This is a genomic window from Aliiglaciecola sp. 3_MG-2023 (assembly GCF_030548205.1).
Lineage (GTDB): Bacteria > Pseudomonadota > Gammaproteobacteria > Enterobacterales > Alteromonadaceae > Aliiglaciecola.
The window spans coordinates 14,688-31,081 of sequence record NZ_JAUORV010000013.1; the positions used below are offsets into that span (position 1 = coordinate 14,688).

At 41.7% G+C, this 16,394-nt stretch carries 11 protein-coding genes; 9 read left to right on the forward strand and 2 right to left on the reverse strand.

Annotation, left to right across the window (positions count from 1 at the left end; genetic code table 11):
* The first annotated feature begins 1 nt into the window (after nt 1).
* The 4 genes from Q4574_RS14765 (at nt 2) to Q4574_RS14780 (ending at nt 7,093) form a co-directional block, all read left to right on the forward strand.
* A complete protein-coding gene (locus Q4574_RS14765) occupies nt 2-1,288 on the forward strand; it encodes a D-tagatose-bisphosphate aldolase, class II, non-catalytic subunit (RefSeq protein WP_303474920.1) in 1,287 nt (428 codons plus the stop codon).
* 19 nt (nt 1,289-1,307) lie between these two features.
* Entirely contained in the window at nt 1,308-2,459 is a 1,152-nt protein-coding gene (locus Q4574_RS14770; protein ID WP_303474921.1) for an SIS domain-containing protein, read from the forward strand.
* Between the two features lie 28 nt (nt 2,460-2,487).
* Entirely contained in the window at nt 2,488-3,450 is a 963-nt protein-coding gene (locus Q4574_RS14775; RefSeq protein WP_303474922.1) for an N-acetylglucosamine kinase, read from the forward strand.
* A gap of 790 nt (nt 3,451-4,240) precedes the next feature.
* A complete protein-coding gene (locus Q4574_RS14780) occupies nt 4,241-7,093 on the forward strand; it encodes a TonB-dependent receptor (RefSeq protein WP_303474923.1) in 2,853 nt (950 codons plus the stop codon).
* Between the two features lie 83 nt (nt 7,094-7,176).
* Here the strand turns inward: Q4574_RS14780 and Q4574_RS14785 are convergent, their stop codons facing one another.
* Nucleotides 7,177-10,128: a P-loop NTPase fold protein gene (locus tag Q4574_RS14785; protein WP_303474924.1), complete on the reverse strand. Its 2,952-nt coding sequence runs from the start codon at nt 10,126-10,128 to the stop codon at nt 7,177-7,179.
* A 189-nt stretch (nt 10,129-10,317) separates the two neighbouring features.
* Between Q4574_RS14785 and Q4574_RS14790 the strand changes: the two genes are divergently transcribed.
* The 3 genes from Q4574_RS14790 (at nt 10,318) to Q4574_RS14800 (ending at nt 12,812) form a co-directional block, all read left to right on the forward strand.
* On the forward strand, nt 10,318-11,103 hold the full coding sequence (locus tag Q4574_RS14790) for an SDR family oxidoreductase (RefSeq protein ID WP_303474925.1): 786 nt from the start codon (nt 10,318-10,320) through the stop codon (nt 11,101-11,103).
* 624 nt (nt 11,104-11,727) lie between these two features.
* Nucleotides 11,728-11,895: a hypothetical protein gene (locus tag Q4574_RS14795; protein WP_303474926.1), complete on the forward strand. Its 168-nt coding sequence runs from the start codon at nt 11,728-11,730 to the stop codon at nt 11,893-11,895.
* An 89-nt stretch (nt 11,896-11,984) separates the two neighbouring features.
* Nucleotides 11,985-12,812: a LysR family transcriptional regulator gene (locus tag Q4574_RS14800; protein WP_303474927.1), complete on the forward strand. Its 828-nt coding sequence runs from the start codon at nt 11,985-11,987 to the stop codon at nt 12,810-12,812.
* Nucleotides 12,813-13,294: 482 nt separating this feature from the next.
* On the opposite strand, the gene Q4574_RS14805 is transcribed toward Q4574_RS14800, so the two are convergent.
* Entirely contained in the window at nt 13,295-13,528 is a 234-nt protein-coding gene (locus Q4574_RS14805; RefSeq protein ID WP_303474928.1) for a hypothetical protein, read from the reverse strand.
* Nucleotides 13,529-13,757: 229 nt separating this feature from the next.
* Between Q4574_RS14805 and Q4574_RS14810 the strand changes: the two genes are divergently transcribed.
* Both Q4574_RS14810 and Q4574_RS14815 read left to right on the forward strand, forming a co-directional pair.
* Nucleotides 13,758-15,218, forward strand: a complete 1,461-nt coding sequence (locus tag Q4574_RS14810) for a RimK family protein (protein ID WP_303474929.1) — start codon at nt 13,758-13,760, stop codon at nt 15,216-15,218.
* A gap of 30 nt (nt 15,219-15,248) precedes the next feature.
* On the forward strand, nt 15,249-16,388 hold the full coding sequence (locus Q4574_RS14815) for a GNAT family N-acetyltransferase/peptidase C39 family protein (RefSeq protein ID WP_303475082.1): 1,140 nt from the start codon (nt 15,249-15,251) through the stop codon (nt 16,386-16,388).
* Nucleotides 16,389-16,394 lie beyond the last annotated feature (6 nt).

A 16,394-nucleotide genomic window follows, 5' to 3' on the forward strand; every position in this document is an offset into this window, starting at 1 on the left:
AATGAAAGTATTATTGGATATGGTAAGCCAACAAAAAAAAGGGCTTAAGGCTGGAGTTTACTCGGTTTGCACCTCGAATGCCTTAGTAATAGAAGCTGCAATGAAGCATGTAATATTACATAATGAAACTTTATTACTTGAAGCAACCTCTAACCAAGTTAACCAAGATGGTGGTTATACCGGCATGACACCTATCGATTTTCGCAATATGGTACTTTCGATGGCGAAACGTGTTGGTCTTCAAGAAGATAGAATCATACTCGGTGGTGACCATTTAGGGCCAAACTGCTGGCAACATTTAACTGCCAAAGAGGCAATGGCAAAATCAGAAATATTAATTGCTCAATATGTTCGCGCTGGCTTTGGTAAAATTCACTTAGATTGCTCAATGTCATGTAGTGATGATCCCATTCCACTGAGAGATGAGGAAGTCGCAAAACGCGCAGCAAGGCTTTGTTTAGTTGCAGAAAAAGCATGGAAAGAAACAGGCGGTGAAGCGCCAGTCTATGTTATTGGAACCGAGGTTCCAGTACCTGGCGGAACACAAGATGACTCTGAAGAGTTAGACCTGACTTCAGTTGAAGATGCTAAAACAACAATCGCGATTCACCAAGACACATTTTCAGAAGCTGGGCTGTCATATGTTTGGCCACGAATTATAGGCTTAGTGGTGCAACCGGGAGTGGAGTTTGGCTTACACAAAATAGATGCCTTTGTACCAGATAAAGCCCGTAGTTTGAGTGAAATGATAAGTCACCACGATAATATGGTATTCGAAGCCCATTCCACAGACTATCAAACCCAACAGCATCTAGCCGATTTAGTATCCGCGCATTTTGGAATTTTGAAAGTAGGTCCATGGCTAACTTTCGCGTTTAGAGAAGCTTGTTTTGCATTAGAGTGTATTGAACGAGAATGGATAGGCGCAAACGACTGCAGCAATCTAAAAAGCACGCTATTAACGGCAATGCACGAAAATGATAGCTATTGGAAGAAGTATTACTCCCAAGACAGCCGACAGCAAGAATTGGATTGCAAATACAGTTTGAGCGACAGAATTCGCTATTACTGGCCTGATGAAAAGGTGAACAAGGCGCTATCACAATTAATAGAAAACCTTGAACAGAGTCCGCCGCCGCTCACACTTATTAGTCAATATTTGCCAGAACAACACAAGGCGCTAGTAGCCGGTGAAATAGATAGTTCCATCAAAGGGTTTATCTTTCACAAAATATCGTTAGTACTAAACCAATATTCTGCCGCCTGTTACTCGCAGTCAGCCAATTGATCAAGGAATGCAGCAAACTATGAAATACCTAACCTTTTCCGAAGAAAAATTAGCACAACTTGATGGCTATTGGACAGCCAAAGAAATCACTCAACAGCCTGAGTGTTGGCGAGGAACCTTGAAATTGTTGCAATCTCAACAGCAACAAATTGAAGCTTTTTTAAAGCCTATATTGAGCAAGTCAGATATCCGTATCATCTTCACTGGTGCTGGAACATCCGCTTTTGTTGGCCAGTGCGTTACTCCCATTGCAATGCACGAATTGGGTAAACGAGTCGAAGCTATTCCGACTACAGATTTGGTCTCCAATCCGTCTGAGTATTTTCAGGCTAACGTACCTACACTACTGGTTTCGTTTGCACGCTCTGGAAACAGTCCTGAAAGCGTGGCAGCATTAGAATATGCCGATCAACTGGTTGACGAATGTTATCAGGTGGCAATAACTTGCAACAGTGAAGGTGAGCTGGCCAAGCGCTGTGAAGGTAACAATAAACTCGCGTTGTTTTTACCTGAACAAACAAATGACCGCAGTTTTGCAATGACCTCTAGTTTTAGTTCAATGCTGCTTAGTGCGCTTTATTTGTTCTGTCCCTCGCAAAATTTCGAAGAAGGGCTTAATCAAGCGGTTGTTGCCACGACAAAACTTTTAAATAACCAAGTATTACCGCTGTCGAAATTGGCAGATAGAAAATTTAGTCGTGTAGTGTATTTGGGCAGTGGCACGTTTAAAGGCTTAGCCCAAGAAAGTGCATTGAAGTTGTTAGAATTAACCGATGGTCAGACTATGGCGTGTTTTGATTCCCCGCTCGGGTTTCGCCACGGACCTAAAGCCATGATAGATGCAAATACCTTGGTTATTGTATACATCTCTAACAATCCGCTTACTCGACAATATGATCTTGATTTAGTCAAAGAATTGCAAGCTGATAACGAAGCCGGACATGTTCTTACCTTGCGCGCAGATACAATCCCCATGATCCCACAGGAAAATGAAATTGTATTTGATAACATGGCACGACTATCAGACCGCTTTTTACTTTTACCTTTTATTGCTTGCGCCCAAGTATTTGGCTTTTTCAATGCACTTAGCATTGGAAATAAACCTGATAATCCGAGCGCTTCAGGTACGGTAAACCGTGTTGTAAAAGGCGTAAATATTCACGCTTTGTAATCTAGTAATTGTTTCTCAGGAGATAACCATGTTTTTAGGTGTAGATGGTGGCGGAACAAAAACGGCATTTGCCATAATTAACGCTCAGGGTGATCTACTCGCTAGTCATCAGGAGCCCACCTGCTATCATGTTGAGGTGGGAATTGAGGGAGCAAAAGCCGTCATAAATAGAGGTATCTCTGCGGTACTATCTAAAGCTGGTAAAACAGTCGATGAACTAGAATATGGTTTCCTGGGGTTGCCTGCTTTTGGCGAGGATAGTGAAATAGATCCAAGTTTAGCCACCCTTCCGTCTGACATCCTACCGCAACAAAACTATCAGTGTGATAATGATATGGTCAACGCGTGGGCGGCGGCCTTTGCTGGCGAAGATGGGATTAACATGATCGCGGGTACCGGCTCCATTGCTTATGGTATGCGCGCTGGAAAAAGTGCGAGATGCGGTGGTTGGGGAGAGCTATTTAGTGACGAAGGGTCGGCCTATTGGATTGGTCGCAAAGGTCTCATGCTATTTTCTCGTATGAGTGATGGGCGCGATAGCAAAGGTCCACTATATTATAAGCTAAAAGATACTTTTGAGATTACCAATGATCTGGATATGTCAGCACTAGTTCTGACCAAGTGGCAAGGTTCTAGGGGAAGAATTGCACAAATATCAACTCTGGTATATGAAGCGGCTGTAGCTGGAGACACATTGGCCAAAAAGATCTTTTCCGATGCTGGGGAAGAGTTGGCTGAAATCGTAGAAGGTACCCGCAAAGCCTTGCAGTATTCAAAGGATGAAGAGGTAAAAGTAAGCTTTTCTGGTGGGGCTTTTAGCGCCAACGACTTTATCACTAAACCATTTGCTAATGCCCTTCAAGAATTTTCAAGTACATATCGTATTCAACAACCTGCTTTTTCCCCCGTTATTGGTGCAGCCATTTATGCTGCTAAACTATCGGGCGAAGCATTATCAGCCTCAGCCCTTAAGCGTTTGCAAGGTGTTTAGATTGGGGCTTTAAAAGCACAACTCCCATATACGGCTGAGGGCTTACGGCCTACGGGCTACGGGCTAAAGCCCATACTACAAAAAACTCCTTAGATGACGTCGCAACTGCGGCTTACGGGCTAAAGCCCGTACTACAACAGAACACCTTAGATGACGTCGCAACTGCGGCCTACGGGCTAAAGCCTGTACTACAACAAAACACCTTAGATGACGTCAAATTGCGGCCTACGGGCTGAAGCCCGTACTACAACAAAACACCTTAGATGACGTCGCAACTGCGGCTTACGGGCTAAAGCCCGTACTACAACAAAACACCTTAGATGACGTCGCAACTGCGGCTTACGGGCTAAAGCCTGTACTACAAAAAGACACCTTCGATGACGAAAGCAAAAATGACTCAACTGATACTTCCAAGTTGGAAAAACACCAAAAAGAAACTTAATGAAACACCAGAAAAGATAACGCTTTCGGTTTTTATAAAGGTAAATAAATTTATTTATCAATATTTTTCAATTCTTTATTACACACATATTTGAAGCGGCCTAGCCGCGAAAACCCAAATTACTAAAGCGTTTAAAATCGAGCCCTTCAGGCTATAAAACGAACAAAAACCACGCATTGAAAGATTTAAGAAAGCGATAAAAATTAGCTTAAAAGATACAAATCAACTCCACTAACAATTTCATTATATTGCATTTTGTTTAAAAAATGTTGAATGTTAAATTAAACTTGGTTATTGTTTCGTTAGATTTGTTTTCATTTAAATCACCATAATAGATAAGAGGGATACATGAATACTCACTTTAGTAAGACATCGTTAGCCATTGCTGTGGCCTTGATTTGCACTAATGTTCACGCTCAAGATGCAATTGATAACACCACGGATGAAACAGAAGTCATAACTGTTACATCAACTCAAGCGAGTCTAATTAAGGCCTTAGATTTAAAGCGCTCCAGTGATTCCATTGTTGATGGGATTACTGCCAAAGAATTAGGGATATTTCCTGATGCCAATGTAGCAGATTCATTGTCTCATATTACTGGGGTGACAATTGACAGAACCAGTGGTGGCGAGGGTAAAGGCGTTAATATCCGAGGTTTAGGCCCTGAGTTTAGTATCGTGACGATCAATGGTCGTATTATGGCAACAGATCAAAGTGGACGTGAATTTGCCTTTGATGTTTTACCTTCGGAAGTGATATCAGAAGCTTGGGTTCACAAGTCAGTGAAAGCGTCAACCCTGGAGGGGAGCATAGGTGGTGCAATTGATTTAAGAACAGCTCGCCCTTTTGACAACAAAGGTCTGCAGGGTTCATTTTCCGTAGAAGGCCATTATGGTGATAAAGCCGATAAAAACGGATACAAATTTACTGCAGTTGGCAGCAACACCTTCGCAGATGACACAATGGGGTTTCTATTCTCAGCGTTGTTTAGTAATACACCAACCCGAACTGACTCCCTCTCTGACTTAAACTATGGTGTTAACTGGGGGTGGGATCATGATAACAGTGATGGCGGTGTGGTTAATTGGCAAGATGCCTCTAATGAATTAATCATACCCAATGTAGTTGCCTACACTGCGCAAATTGAAGAAAAGAAACGAATGGCTTTTTCTGGCGCTTTTCAATATCAACCCAGTTCAAAAGTTGATATTAATGCAGATTTTCTTTGGACTCGCTTAGATGCCCCATCTCAAGGTTATACCGAGTCATACTATTTGGTAGGCCAAGCAGCAAGCTGGCGTGATGCAACTTATGGTGGAATCGCAACTGAGCTAAATCCACAAGGTACAGTGGTCACAGGCATGACCATGGACAATTTAATTCCAGAATTAGTGACTATCACAGAACACCGAGTGGTTGATACCTATCAAGTAGGTTTGAACGGAAAGTTTGAAGTTACCGATAAGTTTGTTGTTACCGGTGATGTATACCTTTCTAACGCTAAAAGAGATGCTGGTGGAAAAGATAAATTTGTGGTTGCACATGGAATCGGTGGAGTGCCAAACACTGCAACCTTTAGCTTGACCGAAGGCGGTTTACCTAATGTCATCATCGATTTTGCAGATGATGCAATTAGTAACATGGGAGATTTAGTTAATGATAGTCAATTCGGCCCCCACTATTCCCAAACAAACGGTGTAAACATTGAAGATGAAGTAATAGGGGGATCACTTGTAGGGGAGTTATTTTTAGATATTCCTGTGGTTTCCAGTATTGAATTTGGCGCAGTTTATAATAAGCGTAGTAAAGATCGGGTAAAGATTGACAATCAACATGCTCAAACACTATACAGTAACGCTCCTTTTACCTTCGCAGATACGGGGGTTGATGTGGTACAAGGTTTCCCCATTGATGACTTTTTAAGTGATGTCTCTGGTGATTTCCCTAGGGAGTTTGTTGGATTTGACATTGATGCTTATCAAGCGGCTTTAGAAGCTTCAGATAATAATCCAGATGTTATCAATCGTTTTACCGGTGAAATTTACCCAGAAGGATTTTCAGATGCGGATGAAGGGCGTTTTAATCCAAACGAATCGTTTGAAGTTATCGAAGATACCAAATCCTTTTTCATCCAAGGCAACTTGTTAGGTGAAATTGCTGGTATGGAATGGTCAGGAAACGCAGGATTGCGCTATGTTAATACCGACACCACTTCAAATGGCTGGTTGTGGGAAATTGAAAAAGTTAGCGCGCCTGCGGCTTGGGTATGGGTTGTAGAACACTATGATCCTGTTGCAATTTCAGTAGAGAATGGCTATTCAGAATTACTTCCTTCAGTTAATTTTGCTGTTGAATTGTCGGATACGTTACTTCTGCGTTTATCCTATGCTGAAGTAATGGCTAGGGCTTCGTTAGATCAACTATCAACCCAAGTGGATGACGGCTCAGCGGCATGGGGAGAATTTATCCTCAACCGTGTGGGAAACCCTAAATTATCTCCCGTAAAAGCGAAACAATCTGATGTATCTTTAGAATGGTACTTTGCTGAAGGTTCAGCCCTAACAGCAGCTATTTTCCAAAAAGATATCAAAGGTTTTGTTCAAGATTGGCAAAATGTCTATCCCAATGAAGAAGATCAAGCAAACCGACCGGTTTATCCCGTTGAAAATCCGCAACCATGGATAGAAACGGGCTATGTCGATACACCATTTAATGTATTTGAACCTAAAAACCTCGATACGGCTAAAGTTCTTGGTTATGAATTTTCATTGCAACACTTCTTTGATTCTGGTTTTGGCATCAACGCAAACTATACCTACATAGATACTGAGTCCTATGAAGGAGGCACAAAAATTGGTGTTCTAGCGGGCATCCCAGATACCTCTTATTCGCTAAATTTGATGTATAACACTGACAATCTAAGTTTAAGTATTTCTGGGTCACACACGGAAAGTTTCGTGTTAAGCCATTGGTCGCCGTTAAACTTAGTCACTGAAACTCCTTACAAAGGAACAGCTGACCCTATGACTTGGGTGTCCGCTTCAGCGACTTATTCCTTTAGTGCGCACCTAGAAGCCTATGTGCAATTGGATAACTTGCTGAATGACAATTGGCATAGCTACAACGGTACGAGCAGCGTGCCAGGCTCATACTCAGAATGGGGTCGCAAGATGTTTGTGGGTATGCGTTATAAAATGTAGACCGCCTTTCAACACTCCCTTAAATGGCTCGTTAACATTATTGTGCACGAGCCATTTTCATTGTCTTTCATCAAATACGCGGGTTAATTAACGTTCACTCCTCGTACCCAATATAAAAATGTTCGACGTTTCTTGGTATCAATGTTCTCAGATTGATTGAGCAATGACGCTACCTGTAGCGCCAATCCTTTATCTTCGATAGTAGGAATATCGACATTTTGTAAATTGCTGTCTTCGTTTCCCTTGTCTCCGGCAAACTCTAACATGGCAGCCAGTGTCACTAAATTAGCTTCTCGAATACCCGCACCAGATTCGTAATTGCGCATTGCCAAATAACGCGCCCTATTCACATAGCGTTTGATGTTTCGCGGTGTTCTGTGGGAAAGACCAAGGGCTTTCGCCCAAATAGAAACAGTATTGAGAAATTCATCTGAATCGTTTTCGACTATACGTTTACGTTGTCGAAAGCGCTCAACGCGAATTAACAGGGCGATAAATGCCAAAAATAGTACTGGTATTACAGCCTGAACATAGTAGTGCTCAGAAGCAAACACTGCATACTCCAATATTTGCGGGGCGTTATGTTGGGTCATTTGTGCGTCTTCTCCAGTTTGCACTGATAGATCAGAAGTTTGCGTATTGATACTGTCAGATTCAGGATCTGGGGGTGGCTTGTCATAGTTGCCGCCAATCGTCTGATTAACCTCAACAGCAGCCTGATTATTGTCACTGTTTTTTGAATTTAAGACACTTGAAAGATAACTTCCCAAAACCAAACTAAAAATAAACACTAGTAATAGTCCTAGGGGTTTGACCCAAGGGAAGCTAGATGAGGATTGTGTTTCTACACTATCAGCCACTAATCCATCAAATTGCTCGCCGTTAGCAATTGGAACAGGAATTTCAATATTAATGATTTTTTCAAGATAGCGTTTCGCCTTTGATCTTAGAGCATCTTGCTCTAAGTCTTGATGGGTGCCTTGATAATAACTGCAGATAGCGTTTTCAATGGGCTCTCGCTCCATCCCCACTATAATGTAACAATTACCACTGGAAACGAGATAATTTATGGTTTCCATTACATCCATGATGCGCTGTTCTTTGCATCGATCTAAATCATCGATAAATATAGTCAGGGTACTATCGCCCAGGGCGTTGCATAATAGATTAAATTCTTTGGCAAATTTTTCTCTCAATCCTACATTTGCCCGAAGATCAAGGTTGCTGCCTGGACTGCGTAATAGGGTTTTTAAGATATTGGTATTAATCAATCCAGAAATACGATCCATACCCCCCCTTAGTATTGAAAACGCGCCAAATACTGCACCCAAATAGGGAATAGCTTCAGCCGACAAATTTGAAAATGGTTTCAATGATGCTTCGCCAGATGTCACTATGTATCCTAACGAACACAAAAATATGACGGACACAGAAAAGAAAAAGAAGGGCGCTTCGGTCCATCGCATTTTTAACAAATTCCAACGATATAACAGGCCTGCCGCCGTCCAAAATGAAGGGATCGCATTGCCTTGAATGGCATTCAATAAACCAGCCAGAAACTGCTCTTCATTTTGGTGATGCCAAGCATTCACCCAAACAGGATGAAGTCGAAAACTTTCCAAATTTTGTTTTAAAAAATACATTAACGACGATTTACCACTTCCCCACACTCCGGTTATGGCTAACGTTAGCGGCGCTTTGGTGCCAGCATTTCGTAAAAAACGGGATAACGCTGAGGAGATCTCGATAAACCCTAACTTGTCTTGAGCTAAATCATTGGCTGGGGAGTCTGAGACAAAGCTATCAATCAATTTTTGCGACTCTATAACCTCCACATCTTTTTTCCCATGCTTGACCACCAACATTCTTAACGCTGTAAAAATACTGATAGCCAATACCAATAGCGCCAGTGGAGACGGAAAAACCTGATGTTCTGAGGCTTTTATGTCATTCATCCAATTTGCACTATTTGGAATTTGAGGTTCTATTGCCCAAATACGGTACAGAGCGCTAGGCAAAACTAATTCAGTGGTTTGCTGCCCACTTCCATCTTCAAAGACAACGATTTCAGAATTATAAACTGTCCAATTTTCATTTTGTGCACTTTGTATAATAAGTGGTTCGTCTTGGGAAGATGAAAATGGCGTCCACGGCAATTCAGAAATCGTTGACATAGCAGGTATAATAGACACAAAGACCCCACTACTAGGACCGGACCCAACTTGCCAATCATCTGTATAGTGACGCTCAAAGCCATACCCAGTCACTTCAATCAAAGAGGGAGAAACAGCAAAATAAGAAGCAATGAATTCGGCAACAGATTGCGCTAATTCAATTGATTGCTGCTGGGCATAATCAGCGTTATAAGCAATTTTTTGCTGTTTAGGAGCTTCTGCTTTTGCGTTATTAGGGGATTGTCTTAGTCTGTCTAAATCATCATTAGTAATGGGCTGACTGGGTGACACATAGCCAATTACATTTACTCTTTGAATCTCAATATCTGCTTGTAGAACGGGGGAAAACAGGGTGCTTAACTCAGATAACCACGTTTGGGTTGCATCTCCACTATTGCTTGGCAGGGTAACGTTCTGCGTTAAGTTGGGTAACTTAGGTTGTTGGGAGTTTTGATTGGCCTCTTGATTATTTTTATGAGGCAAATACAACAAGCTTCCATCTTCAAACTGTAAACTAAGTTGTCTTTCATTCACTTTGTAAGCGCGCAGCTTGGAGGTGGTATCGACTATGTTCAACCTTAATACAGCGTTTCGCTCGATAGGGTAATACCAACTCTTGGCACTGAAAATATTGAACGGTGTGATAACAGGAGTGGGATTTAATGGACTAAATGCAGAAATAATTAAACACAACACTATACCTAAAAGTATCACCCCAATAGCCGCAAAAAACCTCACTTTAGGAAAAGCAGATTTATTTGGTGCTTCCACTAAGTCATCAAGTTCTGGGTCTACTATTTTTTCTCCCCTAGTTCTTGGAGAGCCTCCTTTAGTTGCAACTTCTTCATATTCAGCTTGCATGTTCCAATTCCTTTGTTACGTATTAAGCATAGCTATTGAGTATCAGCCGAACCAATTATAGTGCAAAAAACACACAAAAAGATTACTCTAAAATAACCATCAGAGAGTTTTCCATTTAAATGAACTACAATTTTCAACTCAATGGGATAGCGTTAAAAAGCTACATCGTCTGGCAAAACAGGAATCACCATGAGTAAATTAAACACAGCTTTAATCACAGGTGCATCAGAAGGAATTGGTAGAAGTTTCGCTGAAACCTTTGCCAAACATGGGCATGAATTAATTTTAGTTGCCCGAAATCAGCAAAAGTTAAATGAATTATCGATTTATCTAAATGCAAAATATGCGGTAACTTGTCACGTGTATCCACTTGACTTAAGCCTTAAAGAAAGTGCGCAAACCCTATATGAACAGTTAGTAACAGACAAATTAACAGTTGATATTTTGGTCAACAACGCTGGCATGATGCAAATAGATCCCATTCAACAAGCCGATACAGAAACACTCAACAACCTGATTCAATTGAATATTCAAAGTTTAGTAAATATGACACGGGTCTTCGTAACCCCAATGGTAGCCAGGGGGGAAGGTAGAATTGTTAATTTAGGATCCATTGCTAGTTTCATGCCCACACCGAACTTTAGCGCTTATGGTGCTAGTAAAGCATTTGTACTGTCATTCAGCGAAGGGATTTCCGAAGATCTTAAGGGTACAGGCGTGACTGTGACCTGTGTGTGTCCTGGCATAACCGAAACAAAAATGTTGAGTAACGCCCATGGAGTAGAAAAATATATTCCAAAATTTCTAAAAGCCCAACCTGAGGCTCTAGCCAGTGATGCATACAAAGCGATGATGAATGGTGATGTTGTTTTTCTAGATAAGTTGGCCAATAAAATGCTGGTTCAATATGCCACCCATTATCCGCGTTGGATGGTTCGTCGCATAAATGGGTTGTTTCGGAGGTTCTCCCTGTGAATTCTCTTCCACCTGTAGGCGGGGGCTTTAGCCCCGTACAAACCCGGTAAATCCATGGCCTAAAGACCATGCTACAACCCCACACCTGTAGGTGGGGGCTTTAGCCCCGCGCAAACCCGCCAAATCCATGGCCTAAAGACCATGCTACAACCCCGCGTAAACTCGCTAAATCCATGGCCTAAAGACCATGCTACAACCCCATACCTGTAGGTGGGTGCTTTAGCCCCGCACAAACCCGCTAAACCCATGGCCTAAAGACCATGCTACCGCCCCGCGCAAACTCGCTATATCCATGGCCTAAAGACCAGGCTACAACGCCATACCTGTAGGCGGGGGCTTTAGGCCCGCACAAACCCGCTAAACCCATGGCCTAAAGACCATGCTACAAACGCGATAAAACTTAATCGGAACCTGTGGCCTACTAACCATGCTCACGCAGATATAATTCCCGCCAAACAAATCTAATACCAATTCCGCAAAAAAATATTTATCTTTAAGATAAATATTTTTTGTTTCACAGCCCCGAGGGAAGTTGCAATGATATTGATGCTCAAGCAGGCTTGAATTTAGATACGCTCTATTCTGCTTTGATTTGGGTAATAAATGTTTAACTGGTGAGCCAAAATGAGTAAAGATTACAGACGCGAAAAGGAAGACTTTGAAAATTCTGATTGGATGTATAGTGATTCTGACGCGCAGCATCAAAACAAACGCACAAATGATATTGCAAAACGTAAGCGAGATAGTAAAAGGTTGAGTCGAGAGCGAGATAGACAATCGCAGTATCACTAAGTTAGAACCAACAAGCTATCCGTAAAGCTTGCTTAAAATAGATATTTAAAGTATTAAACGGGTAACCTAATTAAATTCGTGAATTTGTTGTGGATATCCGTTTTCTTAGTACTTTTTTGGAAGTTGCTAATACACGCCATTTTGGTAAAGCAGCAGACAACTTATATCTCACCCAATCTGCTGTCAGTGCTAGAATAAAGCTACTTGAAGAGTACTTTAATACATCGCTTTTCATTCGTAATCGAAACAGTATTCAACTTACCCCGGCAGGTGAACAACTCATTCCCTATGCAAAACAGTTGTCTGCTAAACTCCTTGAAGCAAAACAAGCATTAAATCATAAAAGCGCCCGCTTCTTGGGTGTAGCAACCACTCCAAATGCATTTTATTTAAGTCTTGATAAAATATTATGTGATGTGGCACATCAATTTCCGCAAATTTCACTTAGAACAGATTTAGGCAATACCGAACTATTGTCACGTCAGCTGCATGAACGGACCATAGATATGGCCTTCACCACAGAACCCTTAAAACTGGATAACGTTGAAACGACGCAAATTGTCGAAATACCCTTGCGTTTTTTTGCCAAATCTAAAAGTTTAAATCTAGAAGAATATGTACATATTGAATGGAGTCATAAAGTCACTGAAAAGATTTATCAGCAATTCCCCCCATGCCGAAATGCGCGATTAAAAACCAGCTCTTATCAAATAGGACTTGGCCAATTAACGACCGCTGAAAACGGCTGTACATTATTACCGGAAACGGGAAACTACCCAGGGTTGGTGAAGTTAGATATTCCCTGTGATTTTAACGTGCGTATTTTTTTAAATGTGATCGAAAATAACCATATTGAAGAACTCATAACCGTGATTGAATTTATCAAAAATTCTGTTTCTGCAATAAGTTTAAAGTAGATATCTGGAATCTTAGGGCTACATGGCCTAAAGACCATGCTACAACGCCATACCTGTAGGTGGGGGCTTTAGCCCCGCGCAAACTCGCCAAATCCATGGCCTAAAGACCATGCTACAGCGCCACACCTGTAGGTGGGGGCTTTAGCCCCGCGCAAACCCACCAAATCCATGGCCTAAAGACCATGCTACAGCGCCACACCTGTAGGTGGGGCTTTAGCCCCGCGCAAACCCGCCAAATCCATGGCCTAAAGACCATGCTACAGCGCCATACCTGTAGGTGGGGGCTTTAGCCCCGTACAAACCCGGTAAATACATGGCCTAAAGACCATGCTACAGCGCCACACCTGTAGGTGGGGGCTTTAGCCCCGCGCAAACTCGCTAAATCCATGGCCTAAAGACCATGCTACAGCGCCACACCTGTAGGTGGGGCTTTAGCCCCGCGCAAACCCGCCAAATACATGGCCTAAAGACCATGCTACGGCTTATACTTTTTTAGGTAACGCATTTATCTTTGTGAAACCTTCAGACTCGAGCTCTTGGTTAACACAATTTAGTATAAATTCCTGTTTACTTAAATCACCTGTTCCATCTTCCTCGGCAACTTCAAGGCAATACTGCAACATATCAGAAACTGTGTCTGGATCAGCTACTTCTTGAGCATAAGAAACACTTACAAGCAATGCTGTTGTCGCTGCGCCTAAAAGCCATTTATTCATTTTATTCTCCAAATTAATTAGGCTAAAAATCTGGCTGAATTTTTATCCTATTAATCTCTCTTTGCCAGCAAATTAATTTACTCGTGAAGACAATAATTTTTCGTCAATCTACTGCACTTTTATCGTTGTATTTGGCAATGGAACGTCTATATTTCGCTCACTTTTTTAAGGTGGAAAAAATAACTTTTTCAGCGTTTAAAAAATTGACTTTTAAGAGTGAAATTAACAAATGTATAAATCGTTAGTCGTTGTTGACAAGTTAGATGACCTGCCAGAAATGGATGAAAATATCATCGATTTCGCACAATATTTAGCGGATTATCCTAAAGCTGGTGAACCCAAAACCAGAGTGATCAACTTATGTAATACATCGCTGTATTTAAGCGAGGGATATTACTGCTCATTGTTGGCTGAAGCGCGTCAACATAAAGTGTTGCCCAGCGTTAACTGTATTAACGATTTAACCCCATTTAATCGGCCTGATTCCATGGAAAAAGCAGGGCTAACACTGGCAACGTCTTTCCTAGCCAAGCAGGTAGATAAGACAGAAGTGGAATTATTGGTATTTTTTGGCTGGTCCGAAAATGAAAGTTTCAAAAAATTAGCTAAACATGTGTTTGAGCGCTATCCAGCGCCTATATTACGCCTGAGAATCAAACCATCCGATAATTCTATTTCGGTGCTGGTATCGATTGTGGGCTGCAACGAATTGGATGGAAAAAGTTGGCCGCTGTTTACTCAACGTTTGAAAGATTACACCCAATCTACTTGGCGCAATCATTACAACAAGAAAAAATTTCGATGGGACATGGCGATTTTAGTTAATGAACAGGAAAAAACACCGCCTAGTGACCATAAAGCGCTAAAAAACTTTATAAAAGCAGCCGAGCAAGTGGGCATTCATGCTGAGCTAATTAATGCGAAACAAGCCGCGAATATTAGTCACTATGATGCGCTATTTATTCGCGAAACGACTGCCATTGACCACCATACCTATCGTTTAGCCCGCAAAGCTGAACAAGATGGTTTGGTGGTTATGGACGATGCCCAATCGATTCTTCGCTGTTGCAATAAGGTATTTCTGCACGATGCATTTAGTTATAACAAAGTGCCAGCGCCGAAAAGTAGTTTCGTTTCAAACGCGGATGATAAAACCTGCGAAAAGTTAGCTGCGGAATTTGGCTATCCAATTGTACTTAAGTTGCCAGAAAGTTCATTTTCAATGGGGGTGTTTAAGGTTGAAAACCTTGCAGAGCTAAAACTTAAATTAACTGAAATGTTAACGAAATCAGCGTTGGTGCTAGTACAGGAATATATCTATACCGACTTTGATTGGCGTATTGGTGTGCTTAATGGCCGAGCAATATATGCTTGCCGCTATTTTATGGCACGCAATCACTGGCAAATATACAACCATGGATCCAAAGCGCATTTCTCAGGTGATTTTGAGACCTTGCCAACGTTCGAAGTACCAAAACCGGTGTTAGACGCAGCGGTAAAAGCCAGTGCTATCGTGGGTAAAGGGTTATATGGAGTAGACATAAAACAAGTTAATAACCAGGTTTACGTGATTGAAGTCAATGACAATCCAAGTTTGGAAGCGAAAGTGGAAGATCTCTATTTAGGTAAAGAGCTATACATGATCATTATGCAAGAGTTTGCCAACCGTCTTGAAGCGAGAGGTCGCTAAGTGAAAGCTTTGCCATCCAATCAACAAAGGATGCCTATTTTAATTAGAGCGGCAGAAACAGAAGATTTACCGCAACTACTTGAATTGGAGAAACAGAGTTTCGATTCTGATCGCTTAAGTCGTCGGAGTTTCAGGCATTGGCTGAAATCTCCCACATGCATATTTATTGTGGCTGTCCTGCAAGATGCTGCAGCAAACAACCAGACCAAGATACTAGGTTATGGACTTGTGTTAATGCGCAAGGGAACTCGTTTGTGCCGATTATATTCAATTGCTGTATCAAAACAGGCCAAAGGAAGTGGTTTAGGCAAACGTATATTAAGTGAACTGGAAAGAGAATCTGTAGAGCGCGGCAAGTTATTTATGCGCCTAGAGGTTGCCTGTGACAATGAAGCAGCGATAAATCTGTATCAATCTTTCGGGTATCGGTCTTTTGGTGTTTATCGCAACTACTATCATAACAGTATAGACGCTCTGCGTATGCAAAAGCCGATTCATCAACGCTTAACTCAACAGCGCTGGGCGAGTTACCCTTGGTATCGACAAACCACGGAATTTACCTGTGGGCCTGCAGCTTTGATGATGGCCATGAATAATCTTGATCCTAAGATACACATGGATCAGTCTCTTGAATTAGATATTTGGCGACAAGCGACCACCATTTTTATGACATCTGGTCACGGTGGTTGTCACCCTATTGGTTTAGGCATAGCAGCGATGGAAAGGGGCTTCAATGCCAAAGTATATGTCAACACAAAAGACACCTTGTTCCTTGATGGCGTGCGCAGTGAGCATAAAAAAAACATCATGTATGCAGTTGAAAAACGTTTTAAACAACAGGCCCAAGAAACTGGATTGAGGGTTCAGTTTGACGCTCCTAGTGTGCAAATGATCCAATCTGAATTAGCAGCAGGTTCTGCGGTGCTTAGCTTGATAAGTACCTATCGACTAGACGGTAAAAAGTCACCTCACTGGGTGACGATTACCCATGTGGATGATGACTGTTTATATTTCCATGATCCAGATCCAGATGACACCTCACAGGAGGTTGATAATCAGCAAATAGCAGATTGCCAACATATTCCATTGGCTATAGAAGACTTTAATAATTTGTCGGTATTTGGTAAGTCCAAATTAAGGACAGCCGTTGTTATTAGTCGTGTAAATTAATAAGGA